This is a genomic window from Arsenicicoccus cauae (assembly GCF_043162025.1).
Lineage (GTDB): Bacteria > Actinomycetota > Actinomycetes > Actinomycetales > Dermatophilaceae > Arsenicicoccus > Arsenicicoccus cauae.
This window is the reverse complement of sequence record NZ_CP171001.1, coordinates 3,019,347-3,043,925: the sequence shown is the minus strand read 5'-3', so window position 1 is coordinate 3,043,925 and position 24,579 is coordinate 3,019,347. Positions and strand designations below refer to the sequence as shown.

The following is a 24,579-nucleotide window of genomic DNA, read 5'->3' as shown; positions in this document are numbered from 1 at the left end:
AGGGGCGTTCGTGTGTCTGGAGGCATGCGAGTCCGCAGCAGCAGCGAGCCACACCGAGGACCCAGGGAGACAGACGATGACGGACACGGCCACCGAGACGCGCGACGAGCACCCCTACCGCTACACCGCCGCGCTGGCGGGGCAGATCGAGACCAGCTGGCAGGATCGCTGGGAGGAGCAGGGCACCTACCACGCGCCCAACCCCGCCGGTCCGTGGGCCGAGCCGGACAACCCGCTCACCCAGGCGCAGAAGCTGCTGGTCCTCGACATGTTTCCCTACCCGAGCGGCGCGGGCCTGCACGTCGGGCACCCGCTCGGCTACATCGCGACCGACGTCTACGCGCGCTACCACCGCATGACCGGCAAGAACGTCCTGCACTGCCTCGGCTACGACGCCTTCGGGCTGCCCGCCGAGCAGTACGCCGTCCAGACCGGCCAGCACCCGCGCACGACCACCGAGGACAACATCGTCATCATGGCGCGCCAGCTGCGTCGCCTCGGCCTCGGCCACGACGACCGGCGCGCGATCCGCACCATCGACCCGGACTACTACCGCTGGACCCAGTGGATATTCCTGCAGATCTTCAACAGCTGGTATGACGAGAGCGCCCGCCGCCCCGACGGGGGTCTGGGCCGCGCGCGGCCGATCACCGAGCTGGTCGCGCAGCTGGCCGACGGGTCCCGTCCCCTGCCGGGGGAGTGGGCCGGCCGTGCCTGGAGCGACCTCGACGCCACCGAGCAGGCTGCCGTCATCGACGGCCACCGCCTGGCCTACGCCGACGAGGCGCCCGTCAACTGGGCCCCCGGCCTCGGCACGGTCCTGTCCAACGAGGAGGTCACCAACGACGGCCGCTCCGAGCGCGGCAACTTCCCCGTCTTCCGCAAGGCGCTGCGCCAGTGGAAGATGCGGATCACCGCCTACGCCGACCGGCTCGCCGACGACCTGGACCGCGTGGACTGGCCCGAGAAGGTCAAGACCATGCAGCGCAACTGGATCGGCCGCTCCCACGGCGCTCGCGTCACCTTCACCGGGCCTGGCGGCGAGGACATCGAGGTGTTCACGACGCGGCCGGACACGCTTTTCGGGGCGACCTTCATGGTGCTGGCGCCGGAGCACCCGCTCGTCGCCGACCTGGTCACCGACGCCTGGCCGAGCGACATCCCGATGCACTGGACCGGTGGCGCCGACACGCCCCGCGAGGCGGTCGCGGCCTATCAGCAGGCGGCCTCCCGCAAGAGCGACGTCGAGCGCCAGATGGACGACAAGTCCAAGACGGGCGTGTTCACCGGCGCCTACGCGACCAACCCGGTCGACGGGCGCGAGATCCCGGTCTTCATCGCCGACTACGTCCTCATGGGCTACGGCACCGGCGCGATCATGGCGGTCCCGGCGCACGACGCCCGCGACTTCGAGTTCGCGACGGAGTTCATGATCCCGATCCTGGATGTCGTTGCGCCGCAGGAGGACTCGTCGTGGCCCGGCTCGGTCAACAACGGCCAGGCGTATGTCGCCCCCGGGGTCGCCGTCAACTCCCGCAACGACGAGGTGAGCCTCGACGGCCTGGGGCTCGACGAGGCCAAGGCGACGATGATCTCGTGGCTGGAGCGCACCGGCCGCGGGCAGGGGACCGTGACCTACCGGCTGCGCGACTGGCTGTTCAGCCGGCAGCGCTACTGGGGCGAGCCGTTCCCCATCGTCTTCGACGAGGACGGGGTGGCGCACGCGCTGCCCGAGTCGATGCTGCCGCTGGAGCTGCCGGAGATCCCGGACTACGCGCCCAAGACCTTCGACCCCGACGACGACTCGTCCGAGCCGGAGCCGCCGCTGTCCCGCGCCGGGGACTGGGTCGAGGTCGAGCTGGACCTCGGGGACGGGCGCGGCGTGCGCCGCTACCGCCGCGAGACCAACACCATGCCCAACTGGGCCGGCTCGTGCTGGTACTTCCTCCGCTACCTCGACCCGGCCAACGCCACGGCGATGGTGGACCCCGAGGTCGAGCGCTACTGGATGGGGCCGCAGGCGACCGCGGTCGCGGGGGCGCCGGCCGGGGCCGCCGACCCTGGCGGCGTGGACCTCTACGTCGGTGGTGTCGAGCACGCGGTGCTGCACCTGCTCTACGCCCGCTTCTGGGTCAAGGTGCTGCACGACCTCGGCCACCTGACCTCCGAGGAGCCGTTCCGGCGCTACTTCTCCCAGGGATACATCCAGGCCGCCGCCTACCGCGACGACCGGGGTCAGCCGGTGCCCGCCGCCGAGGTGGCCGAGAGCGCCGACGGCGTCTTCACCTGGCAGGGCTCGGTCGTGCACCGTGAGTTCGGCAAGATCGGCAAGTCCCTCAAGAACGTCGTCTCCCCCGACGAGATGTATGACGAGTACGGCGCCGACACCTTCCGCGTCTACGAGATGGCCATGGGACCGCTCGAGCTCAGCAAGCCCTGGGAGACGCGCGCGGTCGTCGGGTCGCAGCGCTTCCTGCAGAGGGTGTGGCGCAACGTCGTCGACGAGCAGACGGGGGAGGTGCGGGTCGGTGACGGGCCGCTGGACGACGCGACCTCCCGGCTCCTGCATCGCACGATCGACCAGGTGGCGCGGGACTACGACGGGCTGCGCTTCAACACAGCCATCGCCAAGCTGATCGAGCTCAACAACGCGCTGACCAAGTTGGACGTCGTGCCGCGGTCCGCCGCCGAGGCGCTGATCCTCATGGTCGCGCCGGTCGCACCGCACCTCGCCGAGGAGCTGTGGTCCCGTCTCGGCCACGAGTCCTCGGTGGTGCACGAGACCTTCCCCGCAGCCGACCCCGCGCTGCTCGTCGAGGACACCGTGACGTGCGTCGTGCAGGTGCTCGGCAAGGTGCGTGACCGCCTCGAGGTCGCCGCCGACATCAGCGACGCCGACCTGGAGGCCGCGGCCCTGGCCAGCGAGCGCATCCAGGGGCTGCTCGACGGCAAGACGGTCCGCAAAGTCATCGTGCGGGCCCCCAAGCTGGTCAACATCGTCGTCGGCTGACCGATGACCACCCTGTTCCCCTCCGTCGGGCTGGTCACCGACTCGACGGGCTACCTGCCCGCCGAGACGGTGGCCCGCCACGGCATCGACGTCGTGGCGCTCGTGCTCGTCGCCGACGGGGAGCAGCACATCGAGGGTGAGCTCGCGCAGGACCAGGTGCCCGGCATCCTGCGCCGCGCCAAGAAGCTCGGTACCTCACGTCCCTCGCCCGCCGAATTCCTCCTGGCCTATCGCCGGGCTGCCGAGCGGGGCTGCGAGCAGATCCTCTCGATCCACCTGTCCTCGGAGCTGTCGGGCACGGTCGAGGCCGCGGTCCTCGCTGCGACCCGCTCGCCGATCCCCGTCGAGGTGGTGGACTCCCGCTCCATCGGTATGGCGATGGGCTTCGGCGTGCTCACCGCCGCCGAGATGGTGGAGGACGGGGCGGGCGCCGCCGAGGCGGGGGTGGCGGCCCGGCGCCGGGCGGAGGACGCCACCTTGACCTTCTGCGTCGAGTCCTTGGACTACCTGCGCAAGGGCGGCCGCATCGGGGGAGCCGCCGCCTTCTTCGGCACCGCCCTGTCGATCAAGCCGCTGCTCGGCATCGACGACGGCCACATCGAGCCGGTCGCCAAGGTCCGCACGTCCACGCGGGCGATCAAGGAGATGGTCGACCGCTCCGTCGCGGCCGCCGAGGCGTGCGGGGAGCGTGGCTGCGAGATCGCGGTCCACCAGCTCGACGCCGAGCTGCGCGCCGACGAGGTGGTCGAGGCGCTGCGCGTCCGCTGCCCCGCGGGCACCCCCGTCGAGGTTTATCCCCTGGGACCGGTGGCGGCCTGCCACGTCGGGCCCGGCACGACGGCTGTGGTCGTCTCGCCGCGCCCCTGACTGACTCGGACGGCGCTCCGATCAGGTCCGGTTGGTCGGGGTGGCCGGGGGGCTTCGTCCGACCTCGAGCCATGCACCTCAGTGCGGAACCCGTCTGCCCGCCGACTTGTCCACACCCTGACGCGACGCGAGGACGCCCGTCCACAGGCGAAGCGCGTGCCCGCCCAGGCGTGGGCGCGCGAACCTAGCGTCGCGCTCATGGCACGTCGACCACCACCACCGGACCTGGAGCGGCTCGGGCGGATCACCGCGACCGAGGCGCGCGCGGGCGACCCCGCGTGGCGGATGGAGCTGCCGCGACCGGCAGCGGTCGAGTCGCTGGACCACCTGCCCGACAACGTCGTGGAGCGCGTCTACGGCCAGGACGCGCTGGAGCGTCGTGGGCGGCTGTCGCCGTCCCCGCCCGAGGGCTCCGGGCGGCATCGTCCACCGGCGCCAGCGGTGGTGTCGCTGCCGTCCCGGCTGGTCGGCGCCACCTGGCAGCCGCGCTGGACGGCGGTGCTCGCCCTGCTCCTGGTGCTGGTGCTCGCGGGCGTCGCTTTCGGCGTGCGCGTGGCCATGGCCCGCAGCCAGGGGGAGCCCGAGCCGGTCCCGTCGGCGGGCGCGGACCGCGAGTCGGGTGACGGGGTGAGGCGGGGCGGGGCGACTGCAGTGGCGACGTCGTCCGGACGAGGCGGCGCGGCACCCCCCGCAGCGGTCGGCCCCGCGGCCGCACCGTCCCCGTCGTCCACCGGGGTGATCGTGGACGTCGGCGGCCAGGTGCGGCGGCACGGGGTGGTCCGCCTGGATCCCGGGGCACGCGTGGTGGACGCGCTCGCGGCCGCCGGTGGGGCGCTGCCGGGGGCCGATCTCGGGGGCCTCAACCAGGCCCGGGTCCTCGTCGACGGCGAGCAGGTCTATGTGCCGCGCCCCGGCGAGAAGGTCCCGGCTCCGGCCGGACCGTCAGGCGGGGTGCCGGCGGCGGGAGGCACGTCACCCAGCGGTGGCGGCGTGGCGGGTGGCGGGGCGCCGGGTGCCCCGGTCGACCTGAACGCGGCGACCGTCGAGCAGCTGGACACCCTGCCCGGGGTCGGTCCCGCCATCGCGGGCCGCATCATCGAGTGGCGCACCCAGCACGGCCGGTTCAGCAGCGTCGACGAGCTCGGCGAGGTGCAGGGGATCGGACCCAAGCTGCTCGAGCGGCTCCGACCCCAGGTGCGCGTATGACGACCCCCCACCCTCTCCAACCGGGCCACGCGACCGGCGCCGGCGCGGCCGGGACACCCCCTGCCCGCAAGCTGCCGCAGTCGTCGGCGCCCGCCGGTGCACGGGAGGTGCAGGCTGCCCGCCGCCACGAGCGCCAGGACCAGGCCCGACGACTCCTCGGTCTCGGGCCCTCCCAGGGACAGGGACGGCGACCGTCGAGGTGGCTCGACGACATCCGCCCGCAGACGCCCTCGGACGTCCGTCTGCTGCTGCCGGCCTGCGTCGCGTGGGCCCTGACCGCGGCGCTGCTCGACCGGCCGACCTGGGTGCTGGGGATGGTGGCGTCGGCGGGCGTCGTCCTCACCGTGACGTCGGCGCGGTGGGCGGTGCGTCATGCGCGTCATGTGCCGCCTGTCCCTCCGGTGCCTCCAGTCTCTCCGGTGCCTCCAGTCTCTCCGGTGCCTCCTGGCCGCCCTGTGCCGCTGGGGCGTCCTGGGCGTGGCGGCCGTCGGTCATGGGTGCCGGTCGTCGGGATCACCGGCGTGGTGGTCGCCCTGACGCTGACGGCGCTCGTGGGGCATCGCGAGCTGCGCGGTGCCGGCACGATCGACGAGCTGGCGGCGCAGCGCGCCAGCGTGCGCCTGACGGCGGAGGTCGTGTCGGACCCGCGGGTCGTGGGCGGTGGTGCCGAACGCGCTCCCGCGACGATGGTGCGGCTGCGCGTGCTCACCGTGCAGGGTCGCGGCGCCGTCAGCCAGGTCTCGGCACCCCTGCTGGTCTTCGGTGACGAGCGCTGGGCCCAGGTGCGCTGGGGACAGCGCCTGGAGCTGGCCGGCAGGCTCAAGCCCGCGGAGCCGGGCGACGACGTCCTGGCCACGGTCACCGTCCGCGGGCCACCCCGTGTCGTGGGGCAGCCCGGTGCGGTGCTCGCCGGAGCCGAGCACGTGCGGGCCGCCCTGCGCGCCGCGGTCACCGGGGTGCCCGAGGACGCCGCCGGGCTCGTGCCGGGGCTCGTCATCGGGGACACGAGCCTGACGCCGCCCGACCTCACGGCGGACATGACCGAGGTGCAGATGAGCCACCTCAGCGCCGTCTCCGGGTCCAACGTCAGCATCGTCCTGGCCGCCCTGCTCGGTCTGTGCTCGTTGCTCGGTCTGCCGCGCCGCCTGCGGCCGGTCGTGGCGCTGGTCGGCCTGGCCGGTTTCGTGGTGCTGGCGCGGCCCGAGCCCAGCGTCGTGCGGGCGGCCGTCATGGGGGCTGTCGGCCTGCTCGGCATCTCCACCTCACGTCGTCGTGCCGCCCTGCCCGCACTCGGCGCCGCGATCGTCGTCCTCCTCTGCTACGACCCCTGGCTCGCCCGGTCCTACGGCTTCGCGCTGTCCTCGCTGGCCACGCTCGGGCTGCTGCTGTTCGCGACGCCGTGGGGCGAGCGCATCGGCAGGGTGCTCCCGCGCCAGATCCGTTCGTGGGGGCCGGCGCTCGCGATCCCGGTCGCCGCGCAGGTCGCCTGCGGACCCGTGACCATCATGCTGCAGCCGTCGGTCAGCCTGGTCGGCGTCCCCGCCAACCTCGCGGCAGCGCCCTTCGTGGGACCGACGACCGTCCTCGGGATCGTCACGGCGGTGGTCGCCGTCGTGAGCGTCCCCGCGGCGCACGTCGTGGCGTGGGCGGCGGCCCTGCCGGCCTGGCTCATCGCCCGGGTGGCGCGCGTGGCGGCGGACGTGCCGTACGGCGCGGTGCCGTGGCCCGATGACGGGCGCGGAGCCCTGCTGCTCGCCCTCGTCACCGTGATCCTGGTGGTGAGCGGTCCCCGACTGGCGTGGTGGACCCGCGCCCGCCCGCTCGCGGCGATCGCCGTCGTGCTCCTCGCCCTCTCGCTCGTCGCGCCCGTCGGGTCGACCGCATGGCCGGTGGCCGACTGGCGGATGATCGTCTGCGACGTGGGTCAGGGCGACGGGATCGCGCTCGCATCCGGGCCCGGACGAGCCGTCGTCGTCGACGTCGGGCCGGCCGACCCCGGCATACGACCGTGCCTGTCCCGCCTGGGGATCGAGCGCATCGACGCCGTCGTCCTGTCCCACTTCCACGACGACCACGTGGGCGGGCTGGAGGAGGTGCTGGACGGTTGGCCCGTCGGCGCGGTCCTCGTGACCGCGACCCGAGACCCTCCCGACCAGGCGAGCCGGGTGGAGCGTCTCGCGGCGGACCATCGGCTGCGGCCGCAGGTGCTGGCGGCAGGGGACCGGCTGACCTATGGCCAGGTGCACGCCGAGGTGGTCGCGCCGACCCGTGAGATCCGAGAGGGGTCCGTGCCCAACAACGCGAGCCTGGTGCTGCTCGCCGACATCGGCGGCACGACCGCGCTGCTCACCGGGGATGCGGAGCCCGAGCTCGCGGCGGACGTGCGGACGACCCTGGCGCGCAGGGCGATCCACCCGCAGCTCGACGTGCTCAAGGTCGCGCACCACGGCTCGGCCAAGCAGGACCCCCGACTGCTCGCCGACCTCGATGCGCCGCTGGCCCTAATCAGCGTGGGGGAGGGCAATGACTACGGCCAGCCGGCAGCCGCGGCACTGACCACGTTGCAGCGCAACGGCTTCCACATCGAGCGGACGGACCGGTCCGGCGACCTCGCCGTGCTCGGGCACGGCGCTGAGCTGCGCGTCGCCCGGCGCGGGCGCTGACCGGGGACAGGACCCGGGGTCAGGACTTGGTGTCAGGACTCCTGGAACTCGCGGGCGCTGGTCTGCAGGGCGTCGATGGTGGCCTGGACGGCGGGGACCTTCTGCAGGTCGGGGGTGGTGATCGCCATGATGTGGCGGCGCGAGGAGGGCGTGATGTCGCGGATCGCGGTGTGCGGGTTGACGGCTCGGCGCAGCATGAGGTCGGGGATGAGGGCCACGCCGAGACCGGCACCGACCAGGCCGAGCTGAGCGACGTAGTCCTCGGTCTCGAAGGCCAGGTTGGGTGCGAAGCCGGACTCCGACGCGAGCCCGACCATGTGGACGCGGCAGCGTGGGCAGCCGGCCACCCAGGCCTCGGAGGAGAGGTCGGCCATGTCGACCGTCTCCTGCGCGGCGAGGGGGTGGTCCAACGGCAGCGCCAGGCGCACCTCATCGACGAGCAGGGGCGTGGTCACGAGCAGGTCGAGGTCGGTGTCGTCGGCGGGCGTGGAGCCGTTCTCGTAGGAGAAGCCGACGACGAGGTCGCAGTCGCCCTCGCGCAGCGCCGCGATGGCCTCGGGGGGCTCGTTCTCGCTGAAGGTCACCGTCAGGTCGGGGTGCTGGCGGTGCAGGGCCGCGAGCGCCGGCGGCACGATGGTGGCCGTCGCGGACGGGAAGGACATGATCCGCACCCGTCCGGCGCGCAGCCCCGCGATGGCCGCGACCTCCTCCTCGGCGGCGTCGAGCGCGGCCAGGACGCCACCGGCGTGCCGGGCGAGCACCTGCCCGGCCTGGGTCAGGCGCACCTGACGGCCCACCCGGTCGATGAGGACGGTGCCGGTGCGCTGCTCGAGGCGCCGCACCATCTGCGAGATGGCGGGCTGGGTGTAGCCGAGTGCGGCGGCGGCCCCGGTGAAGCTGCCCTCGTCGGCGATGGCCTTCATGACACGAAGTCCGGCGGCGTCGATCATGCAGCGATTATATAACAGGGTGTTATCGAATGTCGAGATTGCGACACGTGCGCCTATGGTTCGAGTCGCGCGTCGCCCGGCATACTTGACGGGTGCAGCCCATGATCCTCGACCAGCTCGCCCGGCTCGTCCACGACGGCGGGGTCGTGGCGCTCACTGGAGCGGGCATGAGCACCGAGTCGGGGATCCCGGACTATCGCGGGCCGGACGGACGCCGGCGGGTCCAGCCCATGCAGTACTCCGAGCTGCTGAGCGGCCCCGAGGCCAGGCGCCGCTACTGGGCGCGGGCGTACGTCGGCTGGGAGCGGTTCACCGGCGCCCGCCCCAACGCCGGCCACCGGGCGCTCGCCGCGATCCAGCGGGCCGGCCTGGTGGACGGGGTGATCACCCAGAACGTCGACGGGCTGCACCAGCAGGCCGGCACCCAGGACGTGCTCGAGCTGCACGGCACCCTCTCGGTCGTGCGCTGCCTGACGTGCGAGGACCGCACCTCCCGCGAGGAGGTGCAGCGCCGTCTCGCCGAGGCCAACCCCGACTTCCAGGTCCACAGCGACGAGGTGCGTCCGGACGGTGACATCGCCCTGCCCGACGGGGTCGTCCAGCGGTTCCACCTAGCCCACTGCGTCGTCTGCGGGTCGGACGCCCTCAAGCCCGACGTCGTGTTCTTCGGCGAGTCCGTGCCGCGGGAGCGGGTCGACGAGGCCTATCGCCGGGTCGAGACCGCCTCGGCGCTGCTCGTGCTGGGGTCCAGCCTGCAGGTGATGAGCGGCTACCGGTTCGTGCGCCGGGCGGATGCGCTGGGCCTGCCGGTCGGCATCATCACCCGGGGACGCACCCGGGGCGACGACCAGGCGACCTGGCAGCTGGACGCGCCGCTCGGGCCCTCCCTCACCGGGCTCGCGCGACGCCTGGGGATCGACGACGACCTGGGTCCGGTGGTGGACGTGGAGTACGCGACGGGGCTGCCGCTCGGCCTGGTATGACGGCCGGCAGGCGCAGTTCGGCATACCGGACCGCCGGTGACGACCCTGTGTCGGTGGTCTGTGATGGGGTGGGCCCGTGAGCGAATCCTCATCCTGGCGCACGCCTCTCGACCCATCACCGCAGGCCGGCCGCGCCGCCTCGGACCAGCTCGACGCGGGCAAGCACCAGCGACCGGGGAGCGACCTCGGCAGGCCCGTCGAGGTGCCCTGGGTCGAGCGGCACGGGACGGGGCTGTGCCTGTCCGGCGGCGGTTACCGGGCCGCGATGTTCCACCTCGGGTCCACGCGACGGCTGGACGAGCTGGGGGTCCTCGGGCGCCTGCGCACCGTGTCGGGCGTGTCGGGCGGCTCGATCATCGCCAACCTGCTCGGCGACCCGCGCCTCGGGTGGCCGCGCGACGGCGCGGGCGGTGAGCGCCTGGAGGGCTTCGAGGAGCTGGTCGCCGGACCGGCGCGGCGGCTGGCCTCGACCAACGTCCGCACGCCGGCGCTTCTGAGCCGCCTGCGGCCCGACCGGTGGCTGGTCCAGGACGGGGCGGTGCGTGCCATGGCCGACGGGTTCGCCCGCGAGATCGGCTGGTGGGCCACGCCGTTGCGCGACCTCGGGGTCGTGGGAGCCGCCACCGTGACCGGGGCCACCGACGTGGCCTACGGGGTGGACTGGCGGTTCTACGACCCCACCGCGGTGCGCCCGGGCGGGTGGATCGGGGACTACCGGCTCGGCTTCGGCCCACCTCCGGCGTGGCTGCGGGTGGCCGACGTGGTGGCGACGTCCTGCGCGTTCCCGCCCGTCTTCGGCCCGTGGCGCCTCGACGGGCGCGGGCTCGACCTGCGCGGCGGGGTCGCGGGACGCGAGCCGTCCTCGACCCGCGAGGCCATCCGCCGCAGCATCCCCCTGTCCGACGGCGGCGTCTACGACAACCTCGGGCTCGAGCCCGTGTGGAAGGACCACGCCGCCGTCCTGGTCTCGGACGGCGGCAACGTCTTTCGCGCCCGCACCACCCGCACGCCGCTGGGCCAGATGCTGCGCACGATGTCCATCGCCTCGGACGGCGGCACGTCGGTGCGGCTGCGCTGGCTGCACTCCTCGATGAGTGCGGGCGAGCTGGCGGGCGCGACCTGGGCACTGGACGAGGTCGTCGGCTATCCACCCGACGTCGTCGAGCTCGTCAACGCGATCCGCACCGACCTCGACGCCTTCTCGCAGGGGGAGCAGATGGTGCTCGAGCGGCACGGCTACCTCGTGACCCACGCGTTGCTCCGGGAGCACGCGCCCGAGCTGGTCGCCGTGGAGGCGGCACTGGACCCGCCCCACCCCGAGGTGGCCGACCCCGAGGTGGCGCGCCGGATCCTGCGGGGGCTCCGACCGGCGCACGCTGCTCGGCCGCCGCGCAGCACGGCCTGAGCCCCGCCTGGGTCGGGTCTGTGAGGGGTCACAAATGTGCACGACACGCCGCGTGACGGGGCACTCGTGACCCTTCGGCGTCGCTCGTCGGGGACGTCTAGAAGGGGTAGGTCGCGATCCGGCTCTGCATCGTCACCCACTGCAGGTGGCAGAAGGTCTCGAGGTTGGCCCGGGCGCCGCCGAAGCGGCCGCCGCTGCCGGAGGCCTTGACCCCGCCGAAGGGGATGACCGCCTCGTCGTCCACCGTCTGGTCGTTGATGTGCAGCATCCCGGTCTCGATGCGGTCGGAGAGCTCGTATGCCGCGAGCGCGTCACCCGTGAGGACGCCCACCGACAGGCCGTACTCGCTGGCATTGATCAGGTCGATCGCCTCGTGCACGGACTCGTAGGTCGTGATGGGGGCGACGGGGCCGAAGATCTCGTCGGTGAACGCCGGGCTCTGCGCCGCCACCCCGGACAGGACGGTGGGGCGGTAGAAGAGACCGTCGTAGGTGCCGCCGGCGTCCAGCCGTGCGCCGCCGTCGACCGCACGCGTGACCACGTCGTGGACGCGGTCGCGCTGGCGCTCGTCGATGATCGGGCCGAGCACGTTGGCCGGGTCGGTCGGGTCGCCGACGGTGAGCCGCTCGGCACGTGCCGCGAGCGCGCGGGCATAGTCCTCGGCCAGGGCGACGGGCACGAGGTGCCGCCCGGTCGTCATGCAGATCTGGCCCTGGTGCAGGAAGGACCCCCACGCCCCGGCCGAGGCAGCGGCCTCGACGTCGGCGTCGGGCAGCACCAGCAGGGCGTTGTTACCGCCCAGCTCGAGGTGCACCTGCTTGAGCAGGCCGCCGGCGGTCGCGCCGATGCGGCGTCCGACCGCCGTGGAGCCGGTGAACGTCAGGCACGGCACGTGCGGGTGGGCCACGATCGCCTCGCCCAGCTCGCCACCGCCCGGCAGGACGTGCAGGAGCCCCGCCGGGAGCCCGGCGTCGGCGAGGAGCTGGGCGAGCGCCATACCGCCGGCGACCGTGGTGCGCGGGTCGGGCTTGAGGACCACGGCGTTGCCGAGGGCGAGGGCCGGCGCGACCGAGCGCATCGACAGGATCGCCGGGAAGTTGAACGGCGACACGACCCCGACGACGCCGTAGGGGACGTAGCGCGCGACCGACAGGCGGGGCTTGGCCGAGCGCAGCACCTCTCCGTAGGGCGCGGCAGCGGTCGCGGCGGCCTCCTGGAGCTCGGCGACGACCAGCCCGACCTCGAAGGCGGCCTTGCCCTGACCGGACCCCGCCTCGCGGACCAGCCACGGCGCCAGCCGGTCCGGGGCGGCTTCGAGCAGCTGAGCGGCCTTGTGCATCACGGCGGCTCGCGCGGGGTAGGGCTGCGCCGCCCACTCGCGCTGGGCGTCGCGGGCCTGCTCCACGGCGCGGTCGAGGTCCTCGGTGGTGGCGGTGCCGACCTGCCCGAGGGTCTCGCCGGTCGCCTTGTCGGTCACGTCTGCCGGACCTCCGGAGCCGTCGATCCAGTCGCCGGACCAGACCTTGCCCTCCCAGGGCGTCGTCGCGCTCGTCATGGTTGTGGTCATCCTCCGATGGGGTGGTTGGGCCAGCCGGTGTAGCACTCGGCGACGTAGGCGCGGCCCTGCTGGGTCGACGTCACCGTCTCGAGCTCGCCCATCTGCCGACGCACGTCGAAGGCGTCGGCGCCGGGCGGGGTGTGCAGCATCTGGGTCATCCAGTAGGAGAAGTTCTGCGAGCGCCACACCCGAGCCAGGGCCCGCGGGCCGTAGGTCTCGAGCACCTCGACGTCCTGGGTGTCGAGCGCCTGCTCGAGCACGTCCGCCAGCACCTTGACGTCGGCGAGCGCCAGGTTGAGGCCCTTGGCGCCGGTGGGCGGCACCGTGTGGGCGGCGTCGCCGGCCAGCACGAGCCGGCCGTGACTCATGGGCTCCTGCACGAAGGAACGGAAGTTGAGCCGGGCCCGCTCGAAGATCGGGCCGGTCTCGAGCTCGAAGCCGTCCCCGGCGACGCGCGCCTGCAGCTCCGACCAGATCTGGTCCTCGCTCCAGGCGTGCACGTCCTCGTCGGGCTCACACTGGAGGTACATGCGCTGGATGCTGTCGGTGCGCTGGCTGATCAGGGCGAAGCCGCGGCCGGACTGGGCATAGATGAGCTCGGGGGCGCTCATCGGCGCCTCGCACAGGATCCCGAACCACGCGAAGGGGTACTCCTTGCCGTAGATGCGTCGGCGGGCCTCGGGCACCAGCCGTCGGCACTGGCTGCGCGACCCGTCTGCCCCGACGACATAGGTCGCCCGCAGCTCGTGACGCTCACCGCCTGCGTCCGTGAAGCGCACCGTGGGAGAGTCCGTCTCGACGCCGTCGACCTCCACCTCGGTGACCCCGAAGCGCACGTCCCCGCCGTCGCGCTCCCGAGCGTCCGCGAGGTCGATGAAGACGTCCGTCTGCGGATAGAGCCAGACCGAGGCGCCCACCAGCTCCTGGAAGTCGATCCGGTGCCCCTGTCCGTGCAGCCGCAGCTCGACCCCCTCGTGCTCGTAGCCGTCGCGCAGGATCCGGTCGCTGACCCCGTCGAGGAGCATCCGGGCGCTGTCGGCCTCGAGGATGCCCGCGCGGTGGGTGGTCTCGATCTCCTGGCGGGTGCGGGTGTCGATCGCCACCGACTCGACACCTCGCCGGGCGAGCAGGTGGGAGAGCATGAGCCCGGCAGGCCCGGCCCCGACGATCGCGACGGGCGTGGTGCTGACGGTCATGCCTAGCCTCCTGGCTGGTCGTGGGAGCAGTCTGTCACCGGGCGCCGAGCAGCGCTCGCGAGACGACGATCCGCTGGATCTGGTTGGTCCCCTCGTAGATCTGGGTGATCTCGGCGTCGCGCATCATCCGCTCGACGGGGAAGTCCGCGGTGTAGCCCGCTCCACCCAGCACCTGGACCGCGTCCACGGTGATGGACATGGCCGCGTCCGGGGCGAAGCGCTTGGCGGTGGCGCCCGCGACGCTCATGTCGGGGCCGGCGGCCTCGGCCTCCTCCGCGGCGGCGTAGGTCAGCAGGCGCGCGGCGCGCAGCCGCATCTCCATGTCGGCGAGCATGAAGGCCACGCCCTGGAACTCGCCGATCGGTGGACCGAAGTTCGTCTGCGGCGCGTTGTCCGCGATGCGTGCGGCGAGCCCCAGCGCGTGGTCCAGGCCGGCGCCGTCGTCGACGAGGTAGTGCGCGAAGCCCACCGCGTGGCCCTCGACGGCGTCGTGGCGGCGCCCCGTCAGCATCATGTCGACCATGCGGTGTGCGCCGACGAGGCGAGGGACCCGGACGGAGCCGCAGCCGCCCACGAACAGGCCGCGCTGCCCCTCGGGGAGGGCGTAGAAGGTGGAGCGCTCCACGACGCGCACGTGGGTGGCCGAGGCCAGCTCGAGCCCGCCGCCGACGACCGCGCCCTTGAGCACCGACACGACCGGGACGACCGAGTCCTCGATGGTCTCGAACGCGCGGTGCCACAGGCGTGAGTGGGCGACGCCCGCCAAGGTGTCCCGCTCCGCCATCTCGGCGAGGTCCAGCCCGGCGCAGAAGTGGTCGCCCGCGGCGTCCAGCACGATCGCACGGACCTCGGGGAGCAGATCGGTGAAGATGCGCTCCAGGCCAAGGATGGTGATGTCGGAAAAGGCATTTCGCTGGGCGGGGCGGCTCAGCGTGATGATGCCGACGGCACCCTCGCGATGCAGCGACAGGGTCTCGGGGACCTCGCAACCATCGTGCACGACACCGGAACTCATGGTCTCTCCCCGTTCTTCGGCGAATGGCAGGATTCCTGATACTGACACCGTGGCGCCCGGGTGCGCAAGGGTGCGGCGGCGAATTTCGCGCTGCGCGATGAGGTTGAATGGCCGAGTGACACACCGTGATCGTGCGCCGGCGCCGCCATTGCTCTACGTCGTGAAGCAGCTGGAGCTGGTGACGCGGGCCCACCTTGACGCGATCGTCCGCGAGTCGGGAGTCACGGCCTTGCAGTACACCGCCCTGACGGTGCTGGAGCGCCGGGAGGGCATGACCTCGGCCGACCTGGCGCGTCACTCCTTCGTGCGGGCCCAGTCGGCGGCCGACCTGGTCGGTGGTCTGGAGCGGCGCGGCCTCATCCGGCGCGACCCCGACCCGGCCAACCGCCGTCGCCGTCTGATCAGCCTCACCGACGAGGGGCGCGCCCTGCTGCGCCGGCAGGCGGAGCCGGTCGCCGCGCTGGAGGCGCACATGCTCAAGGACCTCGACCCGGACCAGCGCGAGAGCTTTGCCGAGGCCCTGCAGCTGTGTCGCGGCGCCATGAGTGACCTGCCGCTCGACGCCGACTGATTCCGCGGCGCCGCGCCCGAGGCGCTGTCGCCGCGGCGCCGGTCGTCTCGCCCCGCACCACCGAGCCACGTCACGAGCAGGGCACCTTGCCCGATGGCTCCACGTGGGACATCGCGGTTCCCCGCGGGGTGGAACGGCGACCTCGTGCTGTTCAGCCACGGCTTCCGCACCGGACCCGCCAACCCCACCGTGGACGCGGGCCTCGCCCCCACCGCTGCGGCCCTGCAGGCACGCGGGTATGCCGTGGCGCAGTCGTCATACGCCCGGACCGGGTGGGCACTCGGCAGCGCGGTCCACGACCAGATCGGCGTGCTCGCCGAGTTCCGGGCCCGCGTCGGTGAGCCGCGGCGCACCCTGGCCATGGGACGGTCGATGGGCGGACTGGTGAGCAGCCTGCTCGCGGAGCGCCGGGACGCCGCCATCGACGGGGCGATCAGCACCTGCGGCCGCCGCCAAGGTCGAGCGGGCGGGCTCTGGCGCCCTGCTGGGTCAGGCCTACGGGCAGCGGACGGGGCACTGCACGTTCACCCCTGCCGAGAACGTCGCCGCGGTGCCGGCGATGCGGGAGCGACTCGCCGCCGGTCGGTGGACCCGGGCCGTCAGGCCGCCGCCGCTGCAGCGGGTCGCCGAGGCATCCAACCTCGGCGGCGCGGCGTTCGTGAGCTATCGGGCGGGCGCGTACGTCAACGACCGGGCCGACCGCGACCCCTACGGCCCGCGCCGCTGGCCTGAATCGCCCGGCACTGGCCCTCGGCGAGGTCCGGCCGGCGCGGCGCTCAGACGGAGCGCAGCACCGCCGTGACCTTGCCGAGGATCGTCGCCTGCTTGCCGTCGATGGGCTCGAAGGCGGGGTTGTGGGGGAGCAGCCACGGGTGCCCGAGCTTGCGCTTGAAGGTCTTGACCGTCGCCTCGCCGTCGATCATGGCCGCGACGATGTCGCCGCTGTCGGCGTCGGGCTGCTGGCGCACGACCACCCAGTCGCCGTCGCAGATCGCCGCGTCGACCATGGAGTCACCGACGACCTTGAGCAGGAACAGCTGGCCCTCGCCCACGACCTGGCGGGGGAGCGGGAATACGTCCTCCACCACCTCCTCGGCCGTGATCGGGACACCGGCGGCGATGCGGCCGAGGACCGGCACGTATGACGCCTGGGGCCGCTGGTCACGCACGCCCGTGACGTCGGTGCTGTCGTCGGCGTCGGCGTGGAAGGCCTCGGGCGCCCAGTCGGGGGAGACGACCTCGATGGCGCGCGGGCGGTTGGGGTCGCGTCGCAGCATGCCCTTGCGCTCGAGGGTCTGCAGCTGGTGCGAGACGCTGCTCACGCTGGCGAGACCCACGGCGTCGCCGATCTCGCGGATGCTCGGGGGATAGCCGCGGCGCTCGACCGTGTCGCGGATGAACTCCAGGATCTTGCGCTGGCGGACGGTGAGCCGCTGCCCGCCGTCGCGCTCGGGCAAGGAGGTGACCTTGGCCATCATGCTCGCTCCCTCGGTGGCTGCAGGCCTCTGACCTGCGCTGATGTCGGTCGGAGACCCTCGGGGGCGGGGGTATGTCAGTGGTCGCTGGTTGAGTGTCTCCCGTGGCCACCCAGGCTACCGGGGTCGAAGGCGTGTTTCAAACACTCGTTCGACGCGAGTCTTCACATCGACCCCAGGGATGCTGTACTTTCGTACAAGCGTTCTATCGAACGGATGAGCGAGCCACCTCGGTTCGCCGACAAGGAGGACCCTATGAGTGCAGCTGTTGCGTGGGGCGACACCACCGCACCGGCACGTGTGCCCGGACGTCCCCGACTGCACCTGGTGCCGACCGGTGACGCCGTCCCGGCCCGAGCGCCCCGTCGTCTCCGCTTCACGCGTCGCGGCCGGCTCGCGATGACCATCACCGTGGCTGTGCTCGTCGCCGTCGCGGCGTTCTCCGCCTGGTCCTCGCTGGCCTCGGCGGCCCCGACTGGCGTGCCCGCCCACGTCGTGACGGTCGCGAGCGGCGACACCCTGTCCGAGATCGCTGCTCGCGAGATGCCGGGCGTCCGCACCGACGACGCCGTCCTGCGTCTCGTGGCAGCCAATCACCTGCAGAACGACCAGATCATGACCGGCCAGACGCTGGTCGTCCCGGCTCGCTGATCCGGCCGACCTCGCATCGTTCCGCAGGATCCTTTCCGTCCGCTCGAGCGTTGATCCTCACGAACGGCCCCGACCGATGTCGCGCCACTGGGCATCCGGGCACGTTGCACGTGCCCGCTGCAAGACCCTCGGCGCATCTCGCCGTCGAGCGGACACGGTCGCCTGTCGCAGCAGGCGAGCGGGGCCCACGACCTGCGTCGTGGCGCTCACCATCAGGGGGTGGTGACGCCACGGCGCAACTCTGTCCAGTCAGGCCGATCGTGCCCCGGTGGGCGGCCCGTCAGGAGGAGCCTGTGGCGTCCGGCGAGCTGTCCGGCGGACGACCGTAGGCCTGGCGCAGTGTCTGCACGTAGGTCGCGAAGGCGCTTGCCATGTCGAGCGTCCCGCCCGAGAGCAACCACTGCGTCTGTAGCCCGTCCATCATGGCGAGGGAGGAGCTGGCGACCTGCTCGGTCGGCGTCTCCGGCGCTACCGTGCCCGCGCGCACCCCGGAGGCGAGGTCGTCGACGATGGCCTGGCGCGCCTCTGCGTAGTGGCGCTGGGCCCAGTCGTGAGCCGGGTGGTCTGCGTCAAGCGCCTCGCTGGAGACCGTCACGTAGAGGCGCACGAGCTGCGGCCGTGTGCTGTTGAGCAGGACGAGGCGACCTAGCCGTTCGAGGGCCCGCCACCCCTCCGGCGCACAGGGCTCGAGAGCGATCAGGTCGTCACGGTCGCGCTGGTCGCGCAGAGCGAGGACCTCGGTCAGCAGGGCTTCCTTGTGGGGGAAGTGATGGGTGAGAGCGGTGGGGGACAGGTCCGCCCCCTTGGCGATCTGAGCGAGCGCGGTGGCGCGGAAGCCCTGCCTCGCAAACAGCTCGAGGCTCGCCGCGACGATGCGGGCGCGTGTGGCGGCGCCGTCACTGCCGCGGGGGCGTCCGGGGCCACGACGGACCCGCGTCGCGTCCGTGCTCATGGGCCGACCCTACTCGCTGGCCGGACATGGCCGAAGGCTCTGCGATGTCCGGTCGCGTCCGTGCGGTGAGCGGCACCGACGCCGCCGCACGGTGAGCGTCAGCCCTGGTCGATCAGCTCGTTGCGGCTGGTGCGGACGTCGATGGGCTGGTCGGGCCCGGGGATCTGCACGGTGTCGGCGATGGCGGTCCACGGCCCGCCGTCGACGCTGTACTCCCCGGAGTACGTCGCCGTCACGTTGATCGCGAAGCGACCTGGTTTGGGGTAAGGGTAGGTGACGTCGCCGGTGGGGTAGGGGCCACCCATGCTCGACGTCGGCCCCACCGCGCCCCCGTCCCCGAAGTCGTAGACGTAGCTACGCCCCACCGGGCGGATGCGCACCGCGTGCCCGAGCAGGCCCACGGTGCTGATCTCGCCAGGCTCGAACCCTGCCGGGTCCCAGGCGATCTGGACGTAGGTGGGCAGGGTCACCAGGGTGCGCCCACCCACCGGTTGTACCTCGGCCACGGGCTTGGCGAACGGCGTGGTGTGGAAGGCCTGCACGATCATCGCCTCGGTCAGCACCGGCTGCGGCGGGGCCGCTTGGGCGGGCGCTCCCGGCGCCGCCGGCGCGGCCTGCACGGGGCCCGCGGGAGCGGCCGGGTCCGGGATGAACCCCGGCACCGCCGTCTCCCACACGCCCGGCCCGTCCCGAGACAACAACGGCCGTTGCCTCACAAATGCAAGGGTAGGACCTGCAGTTCTACTATTCACGGCCAAACCCGTTGCCGCGCGCGCGGGTTGAGCTTGTGGAGCGGCCGCTCGATCGTTCGACGACCTGCGTGGGGAGGAAATCTGTTCGGGTCTTGCGGGTTGACGACGGGTCGTGATGCGCGTTCCTTCGATCTTCAGCCCGTCTTGACTCGAAGAGCCGTTGATTGTTGTTCCGTCCGCGGCTGGCAGCGCGGCTTGCGAGGCAATTATGAAGGCGATCACGTGATCAGCCCCGGATCGAGTCGACGCGCCAGCCGTCGGCCGATTCGCGGAGGACGAACTGCCTGTCGGACTCTTCTTGGGGCTGTTGGCCCACCTGCCGTCCATCGAGGTTCACGACTCGGGCGGCCCTTTGTGCACCCTGCATCTGGACGACGGCTCGCCTGTCATCGGTATCTCCCTGGTAGGCAACGTTCGAGACGGACCATGGCTGGGTTGCGTATCGCTCCTTGGCGTCGGTCAACTTGGCGACACGGTCTTCGAGGGATGCGCAGGACTTGCAGGTGGGGAGGCTGAGGGCGGAGATCAGGCCAGCCCTTGGTGTCGTCCAGGCGACGTTGACCTGGTCGATGAAGTAGCGGGTGAAGGCTTCGGCGCCCTCGGGGGTGTGGGCGCGTGCCGCAGCGGGGATGGGGGTGGTCGTCGCCGGGGAGGACGGCGCCGCTGGCGCCGTGGTCGGTGTCGCCGACGTCGGGGGCGTCGTCGCCGACCCCGCGGTCGTGTCGGACGCCGTCGGCGGCAGCTCGTGGGTGGCGGTGGTCTTGGCGCTCGTGGTGGCGCCCGAGCAGCCGGTCAGCAGCCCCGCGGCGGTCAGAGCGGCGGCGGTCAGGAGACGTCCGTGTCCACGCATGGCGTCGAGCCTAGACGTGCGGCGAGGTCGCCTGCTTCCGTCATACAGGCGTCTGTGGATAACCCGCGATCAGCGGCGATCGCGGGTCATGACCGACACCGCGTAGACCATGAACCCCGCCGCCACGAACATCAGCAGGCCGCGCACCAGGCCGCCGCTGCGGATCATCAGAGCGATAGCGAAGCACAGGAGGCCGACGACGAGAGGGGTGAGGGCGCGACGATCCATGGGTCGAGCCTAGACCTCTGAGCCACCACCAGATCGTGGGGTGCGCGGTGGGGCCGCACGGCGCTCGACCTGCCGTCACGCACAGTGATAACGGTGACACGATGGGTTGAACACGCCGTGTGACCTGGGGCGACACGTCAGCTGGGTGACGTGTTTGATCGTTGGGGCAGAGCGGGCATAGGATCACTACATCTAGTGGTTACACCGATGTAAGTCGTCCACATGTAGTCCCCAGGACGGGGTCGGTTAACCACAGGTTGTCAACACGTCATCCACAGCCGCATCCACAGGCGTCCGTCGACCAGGGGAGGAGCCTAGCCGTGCACTGCCCGTTCTGCCGCAACACCGACAGCCGCGTCATCGACAGCCGCACGACCGACGACGGCTCGGCCATCCGTCGCCGTCGTCAGTGCCCGGCGTGCCAGCGCCGCTTCACCACGGTGGAGTCCGCGAGCCTGACCGTGATCAAGCGGTCCGGTGCCAGCGAGCCCTTCAGCCGCGCCAAGATCCAGGACGGCGTGAGCAAGGCCTGCCAGGGTCGGCCGGTGAGCGAGGACGACCTGGCCAGGCTGGCCCAGCGGGTGGAGGAGACGATCCGCTCGCAGGGCCACGCGGAGATCGATGCCCACGAGGTGGGCCTGGCCATCCTCGGCCCGTTGCGCGAGCTCGACGAGGTCGCCTACCTGCGCTTCGCCAGTGTCTACCAGGCCTTCGACTCCCTCGAGGACTTCGAGGCGGCGATCACCCTCCTCCGGGCAGAGCACCCGCCCACCGGGGAGGAGCCCGCCGCGGTGGGTCCACCCAGCCCGCCGCGCACGACCTAGCAGGTCAGCAGGGGTCTGTCAGTGGTCGCCCTCAGACTGCCCGTATGACGACCGACCCCCTCATCACGACATCTCCACATCCCCGCCGAGACACCTGACGGGGACACCCAGGCACGACATACAGCCAGTAATCCCAGGGAACGGAAGGCACAGCACCATGACCGAGACCGTCGGCGCTCGCTCCGCAGCACGCAAGTCGGCCAAGAAGGGCCTCACCATCGAGCGCATCTTCACCACGCCCGGCGTGCACCCCTACGACGACGTGACCTGGGAGAAGCGCGACGTCGTCCAGACGAACTGGAAGACCGGCGAGACGATCTTCGAGCAGCATGGCGTCGAGTTCCCCGACTTCTGGTCGGTCAACGCCTCCACCATCGTCACCACCAAGTACTTCCGCGGCGCCGTCGGCACCGACAAGCGCGAGCAGGGGCTCAAGCAGCTCATCGACCGCGTCGTGCTGACCTACGCCAAGGCCGGCAAGGACAACGGCTACTTCGCCACGCCCGAGGACGCCGAGATCTTCGAGCACGAGCTGACCTACGCCCTGGTGCACCAGGTGTTCAGCTTCAACTCGCCGGTGTGGTTCAACGTCGGCACGGCCAGCCCCCAGCAGGTCAGCGCCTGCTTCATCCTGTCCGTCGACGACTCGATGGACTCGATCCTCAACTGGTACAAGGAGGAGGGGTTCATCTTCAAGGGCGGCTCCGGCGCCGGCCTCAACCTCTCGCGCATCCGCTCCTCCAAGGAGCTGCTGTCCTCCGGCGGCACCGCGTCCGGGCCCGTCTCCTTCATGCGCGGCGCCGACGCCTCCGCCGGCACCATCAAGTCCGGTGGCGCCACCCGCCGCGCGGCCAAGATGGTCGTGCTCGACATCGACCACCCCGACATCGAGGAGTTCGTCGAGACCAAGGCGCGCGAGGAGGACAAGATCCGCGCGCTGCGCGACGCCGGCTTCGACATGGACCTCGGCGGGCGCGACATCGTCTCGGTGCAGTACCAGAACGCCAACAACTCCGTCCGCGTCACGGACGAGTTCATGAAGGCCGTCGAGGAAGGCACCGACTTCGGTCTGCGCGCCCGCATGACCGGCGAGGTGATCGAGCGCATCGACGCCCGCTCATTGATCAAGAAGGTCGCCAAGGCCGCCTGGGAGTGCGCCGACCCGGGCATCCAGTACGACGACACGATCAACGCCTGGCACACCAACCCCGAGACCGGCCGGATCACCGCGTCCAACCCCTGCTCGGAGTACATGTCGCTGGACAACTCCTCCTGCAACCTCGCGTCGCTCAACCTGCTGAAGTTCCTGCGCGACGACGACACCTTCGACGCCGAGACCTTCCAGAAGGTCGCCGAGCTCGTCATCACCGCGATGGACATCTCCATCTGCTTCGCGGACTTCCCGACCGAGTCCATCGGCGAGACCACCCGCGACTACCGCCAGCTCGGCATCGGCTACGCCAACCTCGGCGCCCTGCTGATGGCGACGGGCCACGGCTACGACTCCGAGGGTGGCCGAGCCCTCGCCGCCGCCATCACCTCGCTGCTCACCGGCGCGTCCTACAAGCGCTCGGCCGAGCTCGCCGCCGTGGTCGGGCCGTATGCCGGCTACGCCCGCAACGCCGACGCCCACAAGCGCGTCATGGCCCAGCACCGCGACGCCAACGCCGCCGTCACGACCCTGGACCAGATGGACTCCTCCATCCACGCCCTGGCCACCCAGGCGTGGGACGACGTCCTCACGCTCGGCGACAAGAACGGCTTCCGCAACGCTCAGGCGTCGGTCCTCGCCCCCACGGGCACCATCGGCTTCATGATGGACTGCGACACCACCGGCATCGAGCCGGACTTCTCGCTGGTCAAGTTCAAGAAGCTCGTCGGCGGCGGCTCCATGCAGATCGTCAACCTCACGATCCCGCGCGCCCTCAAGAAGCTCGGCTACCAGGACGAGTCGATCGAGGCGATCGTCGAGTACATCGCCGAGCACGGCCACGTCATCGACGCCCCCGGCCTCAAGACCGAGCACTACGAGGTCTTCGACTGCGCAATGGGCGCCCGCGCCATCTCCCCCATGGGTCACGTCCGGATGATGGCGGCCTGCCAGCCGTTCCTCTCCGGCGCCATCTCCAAGACCGTCAACCTCCCCGAGTCCGCCACGGTCGAGGAGATCGAGGACGTCTACCTCCAGGGTTGGAAGCTCGGCCTCAAGGCGCTCGCCGTCTACCGCGACAACTGCAAGGTCGGCCAGCCCCTCTCGGACGCCAAGAAGAAGGTCGAGGAGCGCGTCGAGGAGAAGGCCGCTGAGCTCGTCGAGTCCGGCGAGGCCAAGGTCGTCGAGAAGGTCGTCTACCGGCCCACCCGTCGTCGCCTGCCCAAGCGTCGCTCGTCGCAGACGACCTCCTTCACGGTCGGCGGCGCCGAGGGATACCTGACGGCCGGCGCCTACCCCGACGGTGGCCTGGGTGAGCTCTTCCTGAAGTTCGGCAAGCAGGGATCCACGCTGGCCGGCGTGATGGACGCCTTCTCCATCGCCATCTCGGTGGGCCTGCAGTACGGCGTCCCGCTCGAGACCTACGTCGACAAGTTCACCAACCAGCGCTTCGAGCCGGCCGGCCTCACCGACGACCCGGACGTGCGGATGTCGCAGTCGATCATGGACTACGTCTTCCGCCGCCTGGCCCTGGATTACCTGGACTTCGACACCCGCTCGATGATGGGCATCTACTCCGCCGAGGAGCGCGCCCGCCAGCTCGAGACCGGGTCCTACGAGCCGGTGGGCGACGACAGCGAGGAGGAGTACGACGAGGAGATCCAGCAGGACGTCGCCACCTCCAAGACGCCGCAGGAGAAGGCCCGTGAGGCTGGGGAGCGCTTCGGCTCCTCCCCGCCCCGCCCGGCCGAGGTGAAGTCCGGCGCCGGCGCCGCCGACGCCCGCGAGGTCTCCCAGGAGATCCACTCCTCCGCCGATCTCATGGAGAAGCTCCAAGGCATGGCCTCCGACGCGCCGATCTGCATGACCTGCGGCACCAAGATGCGCCCCGCCGGGTCCTGCTACGTGTGCGAGGGCTGCGGCAGCACCTCCGGCTGCAGCTGAGGGTGGGTAAACCAGGGTTATCCCCCTGTTGGGACAACCCCGGCCGAACAGCAACGCGCATCCAGGTAAACGCAGCACGAGCCCCTGAGGTCAGTGACGACGAGCACAGGATCGACAACAACGCCAGTCCTGCCCCTCATGCAGAGGGGCCGGACTGGCGGCGTATCCCGGACGGGGCACGTCGGACGGCTGCTGCGTTGCCCAATCGCGGGCGCCAAGGTCGGACGTGGCACTACAAGCTCTCCGGGCCGGCCGCTGTCGGCGCGAGGTGATGTGATGAAGCGGGCCGGTCAGGCCCATACAACAACACGAGGCCCGGTCCTGGCAGA

20 protein-coding genes are annotated in these 24,579 nt (G+C 71.7%); 11 read left to right on the top strand and 9 right to left on the bottom strand.

All coding sequences use genetic code 11. The features are described from left to right. The first annotated feature begins 76 nt into the window (after positions 1 to 76). From leuS to ACF3NS_RS14180, 4 genes are all read left to right on the top strand, one after another. On the top strand, positions 77 to 3,010 hold the full coding sequence (gene leuS / locus ACF3NS_RS14195; protein ID WP_392466860.1) for a leucine--tRNA ligase: 2,934 nt from the start codon (positions 77 to 79) through the stop codon (positions 3,008 to 3,010). Between the two features lie 3 nt (positions 3,011 to 3,013). After that, positions 3,014 to 3,877, top strand: a complete 864-nt coding sequence (locus ACF3NS_RS14190; protein WP_154592965.1) for a DegV family protein — start codon at positions 3,014 to 3,016, stop codon at positions 3,875 to 3,877. A 198-nt stretch (positions 3,878 to 4,075) separates the two neighbouring features. Next, a complete protein-coding gene (locus ACF3NS_RS14185) occupies positions 4,076 to 5,083 on the top strand; it encodes a ComEA family DNA-binding protein (RefSeq protein WP_392466856.1) in 1,008 nt (335 codons plus the stop codon). A 497-nt stretch (positions 5,084 to 5,580) separates the two neighbouring features. Next, positions 5,581 to 7,746 carry a ComEC/Rec2 family competence protein gene (locus ACF3NS_RS14180; RefSeq protein ID WP_392466854.1) on the top strand — a complete coding sequence of 722 codons (2,166 nt, stop codon included), beginning with the start codon at positions 5,581 to 5,583 and terminating at the stop codon, positions 7,744 to 7,746. Between the two features lie 32 nt (positions 7,747 to 7,778). On the opposite strand, the gene ACF3NS_RS14175 is transcribed toward ACF3NS_RS14180, so the two are convergent. Then, the gene (locus ACF3NS_RS14175; protein WP_154592966.1) at positions 7,779 to 8,696 is read right to left on the bottom strand and encodes a LysR family transcriptional regulator; all 918 of its coding nucleotides are present in this window, start codon (positions 8,694 to 8,696) and stop codon (positions 7,779 to 7,781) included. Positions 8,697 to 8,797: 101 nt separating this feature from the next. On the opposite strand from ACF3NS_RS14175, the gene ACF3NS_RS14170 reads away from it, so the two are divergent. Both ACF3NS_RS14170 and ACF3NS_RS14165 read left to right on the top strand, forming a co-directional pair. Further along, positions 8,798 to 9,679, top strand: a complete 882-nt coding sequence (locus tag ACF3NS_RS14170) for an NAD-dependent protein deacetylase (RefSeq protein WP_392469137.1) — start codon at positions 8,798 to 8,800, stop codon at positions 9,677 to 9,679. Between the two features lie 76 nt (positions 9,680 to 9,755). Beyond that, complete coding sequence (locus ACF3NS_RS14165) at positions 9,756 to 11,084, top strand: patatin-like phospholipase family protein (RefSeq protein WP_392466850.1); 1,329 nt, start codon at positions 9,756 to 9,758, stop codon at positions 11,082 to 11,084. 97 nt (positions 11,085 to 11,181) lie between these two features. Here the strand turns inward: ACF3NS_RS14165 and ACF3NS_RS14160 are convergent, their stop codons facing one another. Genes ACF3NS_RS14160 through ACF3NS_RS14150 form a run of 3 tightly spaced genes read right to left on the bottom strand, consistent with a single transcriptional unit; the run spans position 11,182 to position 14,853 of the window. Continuing rightward, positions 11,182 to 12,639: an aldehyde dehydrogenase family protein gene (locus tag ACF3NS_RS14160; protein WP_392466847.1), complete on the bottom strand. Its 1,458-nt coding sequence runs from the start codon at positions 12,637 to 12,639 to the stop codon at positions 11,182 to 11,184. 8 nt (positions 12,640 to 12,647) lie between these two features. Beyond that, on the bottom strand, positions 12,648 to 13,838 hold the full coding sequence (locus tag ACF3NS_RS14155; protein ID WP_392466845.1) for a 4-hydroxybenzoate 3-monooxygenase: 1,191 nt from the start codon (positions 13,836 to 13,838) through the stop codon (positions 12,648 to 12,650). Between the two features lie 34 nt (positions 13,839 to 13,872). Continuing rightward, the gene (locus ACF3NS_RS14150; protein WP_392466843.1) at positions 13,873 to 14,853 is read right to left on the bottom strand and encodes a crotonase/enoyl-CoA hydratase family protein; all 981 of its coding nucleotides are present in this window, start codon (positions 14,851 to 14,853) and stop codon (positions 13,873 to 13,875) included. Positions 14,854 to 15,013: 160 nt separating this feature from the next. Here ACF3NS_RS14150 and ACF3NS_RS14145 point away from each other — a divergent pair, with 160 nt between their 5' ends. Then, positions 15,014 to 15,424, top strand: a complete 411-nt coding sequence (locus ACF3NS_RS14145) for a MarR family transcriptional regulator (protein ID WP_311966482.1) — start codon at positions 15,014 to 15,016, stop codon at positions 15,422 to 15,424. A 93-nt stretch (positions 15,425 to 15,517) separates the two neighbouring features. After that, positions 15,518 to 16,156 carry an alpha/beta hydrolase family protein gene (locus tag ACF3NS_RS14140; protein WP_392466841.1) on the top strand — a complete coding sequence of 213 codons (639 nt, stop codon included), beginning with the start codon at positions 15,518 to 15,520 and terminating at the stop codon, positions 16,154 to 16,156. 44 nt (positions 16,157 to 16,200) lie between these two features. On the opposite strand, the gene lexA is transcribed toward ACF3NS_RS14140, so the two are convergent. Then, entirely contained in the window at positions 16,201 to 16,899 is a 699-nt protein-coding gene (lexA, locus tag ACF3NS_RS14135; RefSeq protein ID WP_154593076.1) for a transcriptional repressor LexA, read from the bottom strand. A gap of 255 nt (positions 16,900 to 17,154) precedes the next feature. On the opposite strand from lexA, the gene ACF3NS_RS14130 reads away from it, so the two are divergent. Next, on the top strand, positions 17,155 to 17,550 hold the full coding sequence (locus ACF3NS_RS14130) for a LysM peptidoglycan-binding domain-containing protein (protein WP_195849144.1): 396 nt from the start codon (positions 17,155 to 17,157) through the stop codon (positions 17,548 to 17,550). A gap of 280 nt (positions 17,551 to 17,830) precedes the next feature. Here ACF3NS_RS14130 and ACF3NS_RS14125 read toward each other — a convergent pair whose 3' ends face one another. The 4 genes from ACF3NS_RS14125 to ACF3NS_RS14110 all read right to left on the bottom strand — a co-directional run bounded on the left by ACF3NS_RS14125 (position 17,831) and on the right by ACF3NS_RS14110 (position 20,332). Further along, entirely contained in the window at positions 17,831 to 18,502 is a 672-nt protein-coding gene (locus tag ACF3NS_RS14125; RefSeq protein WP_288798311.1) for a TetR/AcrR family transcriptional regulator, read from the bottom strand. A gap of 98 nt (positions 18,503 to 18,600) precedes the next feature. Then, positions 18,601 to 19,218: a hypothetical protein gene (locus ACF3NS_RS14120; protein ID WP_392466838.1), complete on the bottom strand. Its 618-nt coding sequence runs from the start codon at positions 19,216 to 19,218 to the stop codon at positions 18,601 to 18,603. A gap of 262 nt (positions 19,219 to 19,480) precedes the next feature. Beyond that, positions 19,481 to 20,104, bottom strand: a complete 624-nt coding sequence (locus tag ACF3NS_RS14115) for a DUF6318 family protein (protein WP_392466836.1) — start codon at positions 20,102 to 20,104, stop codon at positions 19,481 to 19,483. 69 nt (positions 20,105 to 20,173) lie between these two features. Further along, positions 20,174 to 20,332, bottom strand: coding sequence for a hypothetical protein (locus tag ACF3NS_RS14110; RefSeq protein ID WP_154592977.1), 159 nt, complete (start codon positions 20,330 to 20,332; stop codon positions 20,174 to 20,176). Between the two features lie 320 nt (positions 20,333 to 20,652). Here ACF3NS_RS14110 and nrdR point away from each other — a divergent pair, with 320 nt between their 5' ends. Further along, on the top strand, positions 20,653 to 21,156 hold the full coding sequence (gene nrdR / locus ACF3NS_RS14105) for a transcriptional regulator NrdR (RefSeq protein WP_288799863.1): 504 nt from the start codon (positions 20,653 to 20,655) through the stop codon (positions 21,154 to 21,156). Positions 21,157 to 21,313: 157 nt separating this feature from the next. Further along, positions 21,314 to 24,250 carry a vitamin B12-dependent ribonucleotide reductase gene (locus tag ACF3NS_RS14100; RefSeq protein ID WP_392466833.1) on the top strand — a complete coding sequence of 979 codons (2,937 nt, stop codon included), beginning with the start codon at positions 21,314 to 21,316 and terminating at the stop codon, positions 24,248 to 24,250. Positions 24,251 to 24,579 lie beyond the last annotated feature (329 nt).

Excerpts from the sequence above, each read along its gene's own strand:
- ACF3NS_RS14130 (WP_195849144.1), top strand. The coding sequence starts at position 17,155 with ATGAGTGCAGCTGTTGCGTGGGGCGACACCACCGCACCGGCACGTGTG.
- ACF3NS_RS14170 (WP_392469137.1), top strand. The coding sequence starts at position 8,798 with ATGATCCTCGACCAGCTCGCCCGGCTCGTCCACGACGGCGGGGTCGTG.
- lexA (WP_154593076.1), bottom strand. The coding sequence starts at position 16,899 with ATGGCCAAGGTCACCTCCTTGCCCGAGCGCGACGGCGGGCAGCGGCTC.
- ACF3NS_RS14100 (WP_392466833.1), top strand. The coding sequence starts at position 21,314 with ATGACCGAGACCGTCGGCGCTCGCTCCGCAGCACGCAAGTCGGCCAAG.
- ACF3NS_RS14110 (WP_154592977.1), bottom strand. The coding sequence starts at position 20,332 with ATGGATCGTCGCGCCCTCACCCCTCTCGTCGTCGGCCTCCTGTGCTTC.
- ACF3NS_RS14175 (WP_154592966.1), bottom strand. The coding sequence starts at position 8,696 with ATGATCGACGCCGCCGGACTTCGTGTCATGAAGGCCATCGCCGACGAG.
- ACF3NS_RS14185 (WP_392466856.1), top strand. The coding sequence starts at position 4,076 with ATGGCACGTCGACCACCACCACCGGACCTGGAGCGGCTCGGGCGGATC.
- ACF3NS_RS14160 (WP_392466847.1), bottom strand. The coding sequence starts at position 12,639 with ATGACGAGCGCGACGACGCCCTGGGAGGGCAAGGTCTGGTCCGGCGAC.
- leuS (WP_392466860.1), top strand. The coding sequence starts at position 77 with ATGACGGACACGGCCACCGAGACGCGCGACGAGCACCCCTACCGCTAC.
- ACF3NS_RS14140 (WP_392466841.1), top strand. The coding sequence starts at position 15,518 with ATGGCTCCACGTGGGACATCGCGGTTCCCCGCGGGGTGGAACGGCGAC.
- ACF3NS_RS14125 (WP_288798311.1), bottom strand. The coding sequence starts at position 18,502 with ATGAGCACGGACGCGACGCGGGTCCGTCGTGGCCCCGGACGCCCCCGC.
- ACF3NS_RS14115 (WP_392466836.1), bottom strand. The coding sequence starts at position 20,104 with ATGCGTGGACACGGACGTCTCCTGACCGCCGCCGCTCTGACCGCCGCG.
- ACF3NS_RS14150 (WP_392466843.1), bottom strand. The coding sequence starts at position 14,853 with ATGAGTTCCGGTGTCGTGCACGATGGTTGCGAGGTCCCCGAGACCCTG.
- ACF3NS_RS14155 (WP_392466845.1), bottom strand. The coding sequence starts at position 13,838 with ATGACCGTCAGCACCACGCCCGTCGCGATCGTCGGGGCCGGGCCTGCC.
- ACF3NS_RS14190 (WP_154592965.1), top strand. The coding sequence starts at position 3,014 with ATGACCACCCTGTTCCCCTCCGTCGGGCTGGTCACCGACTCGACGGGC.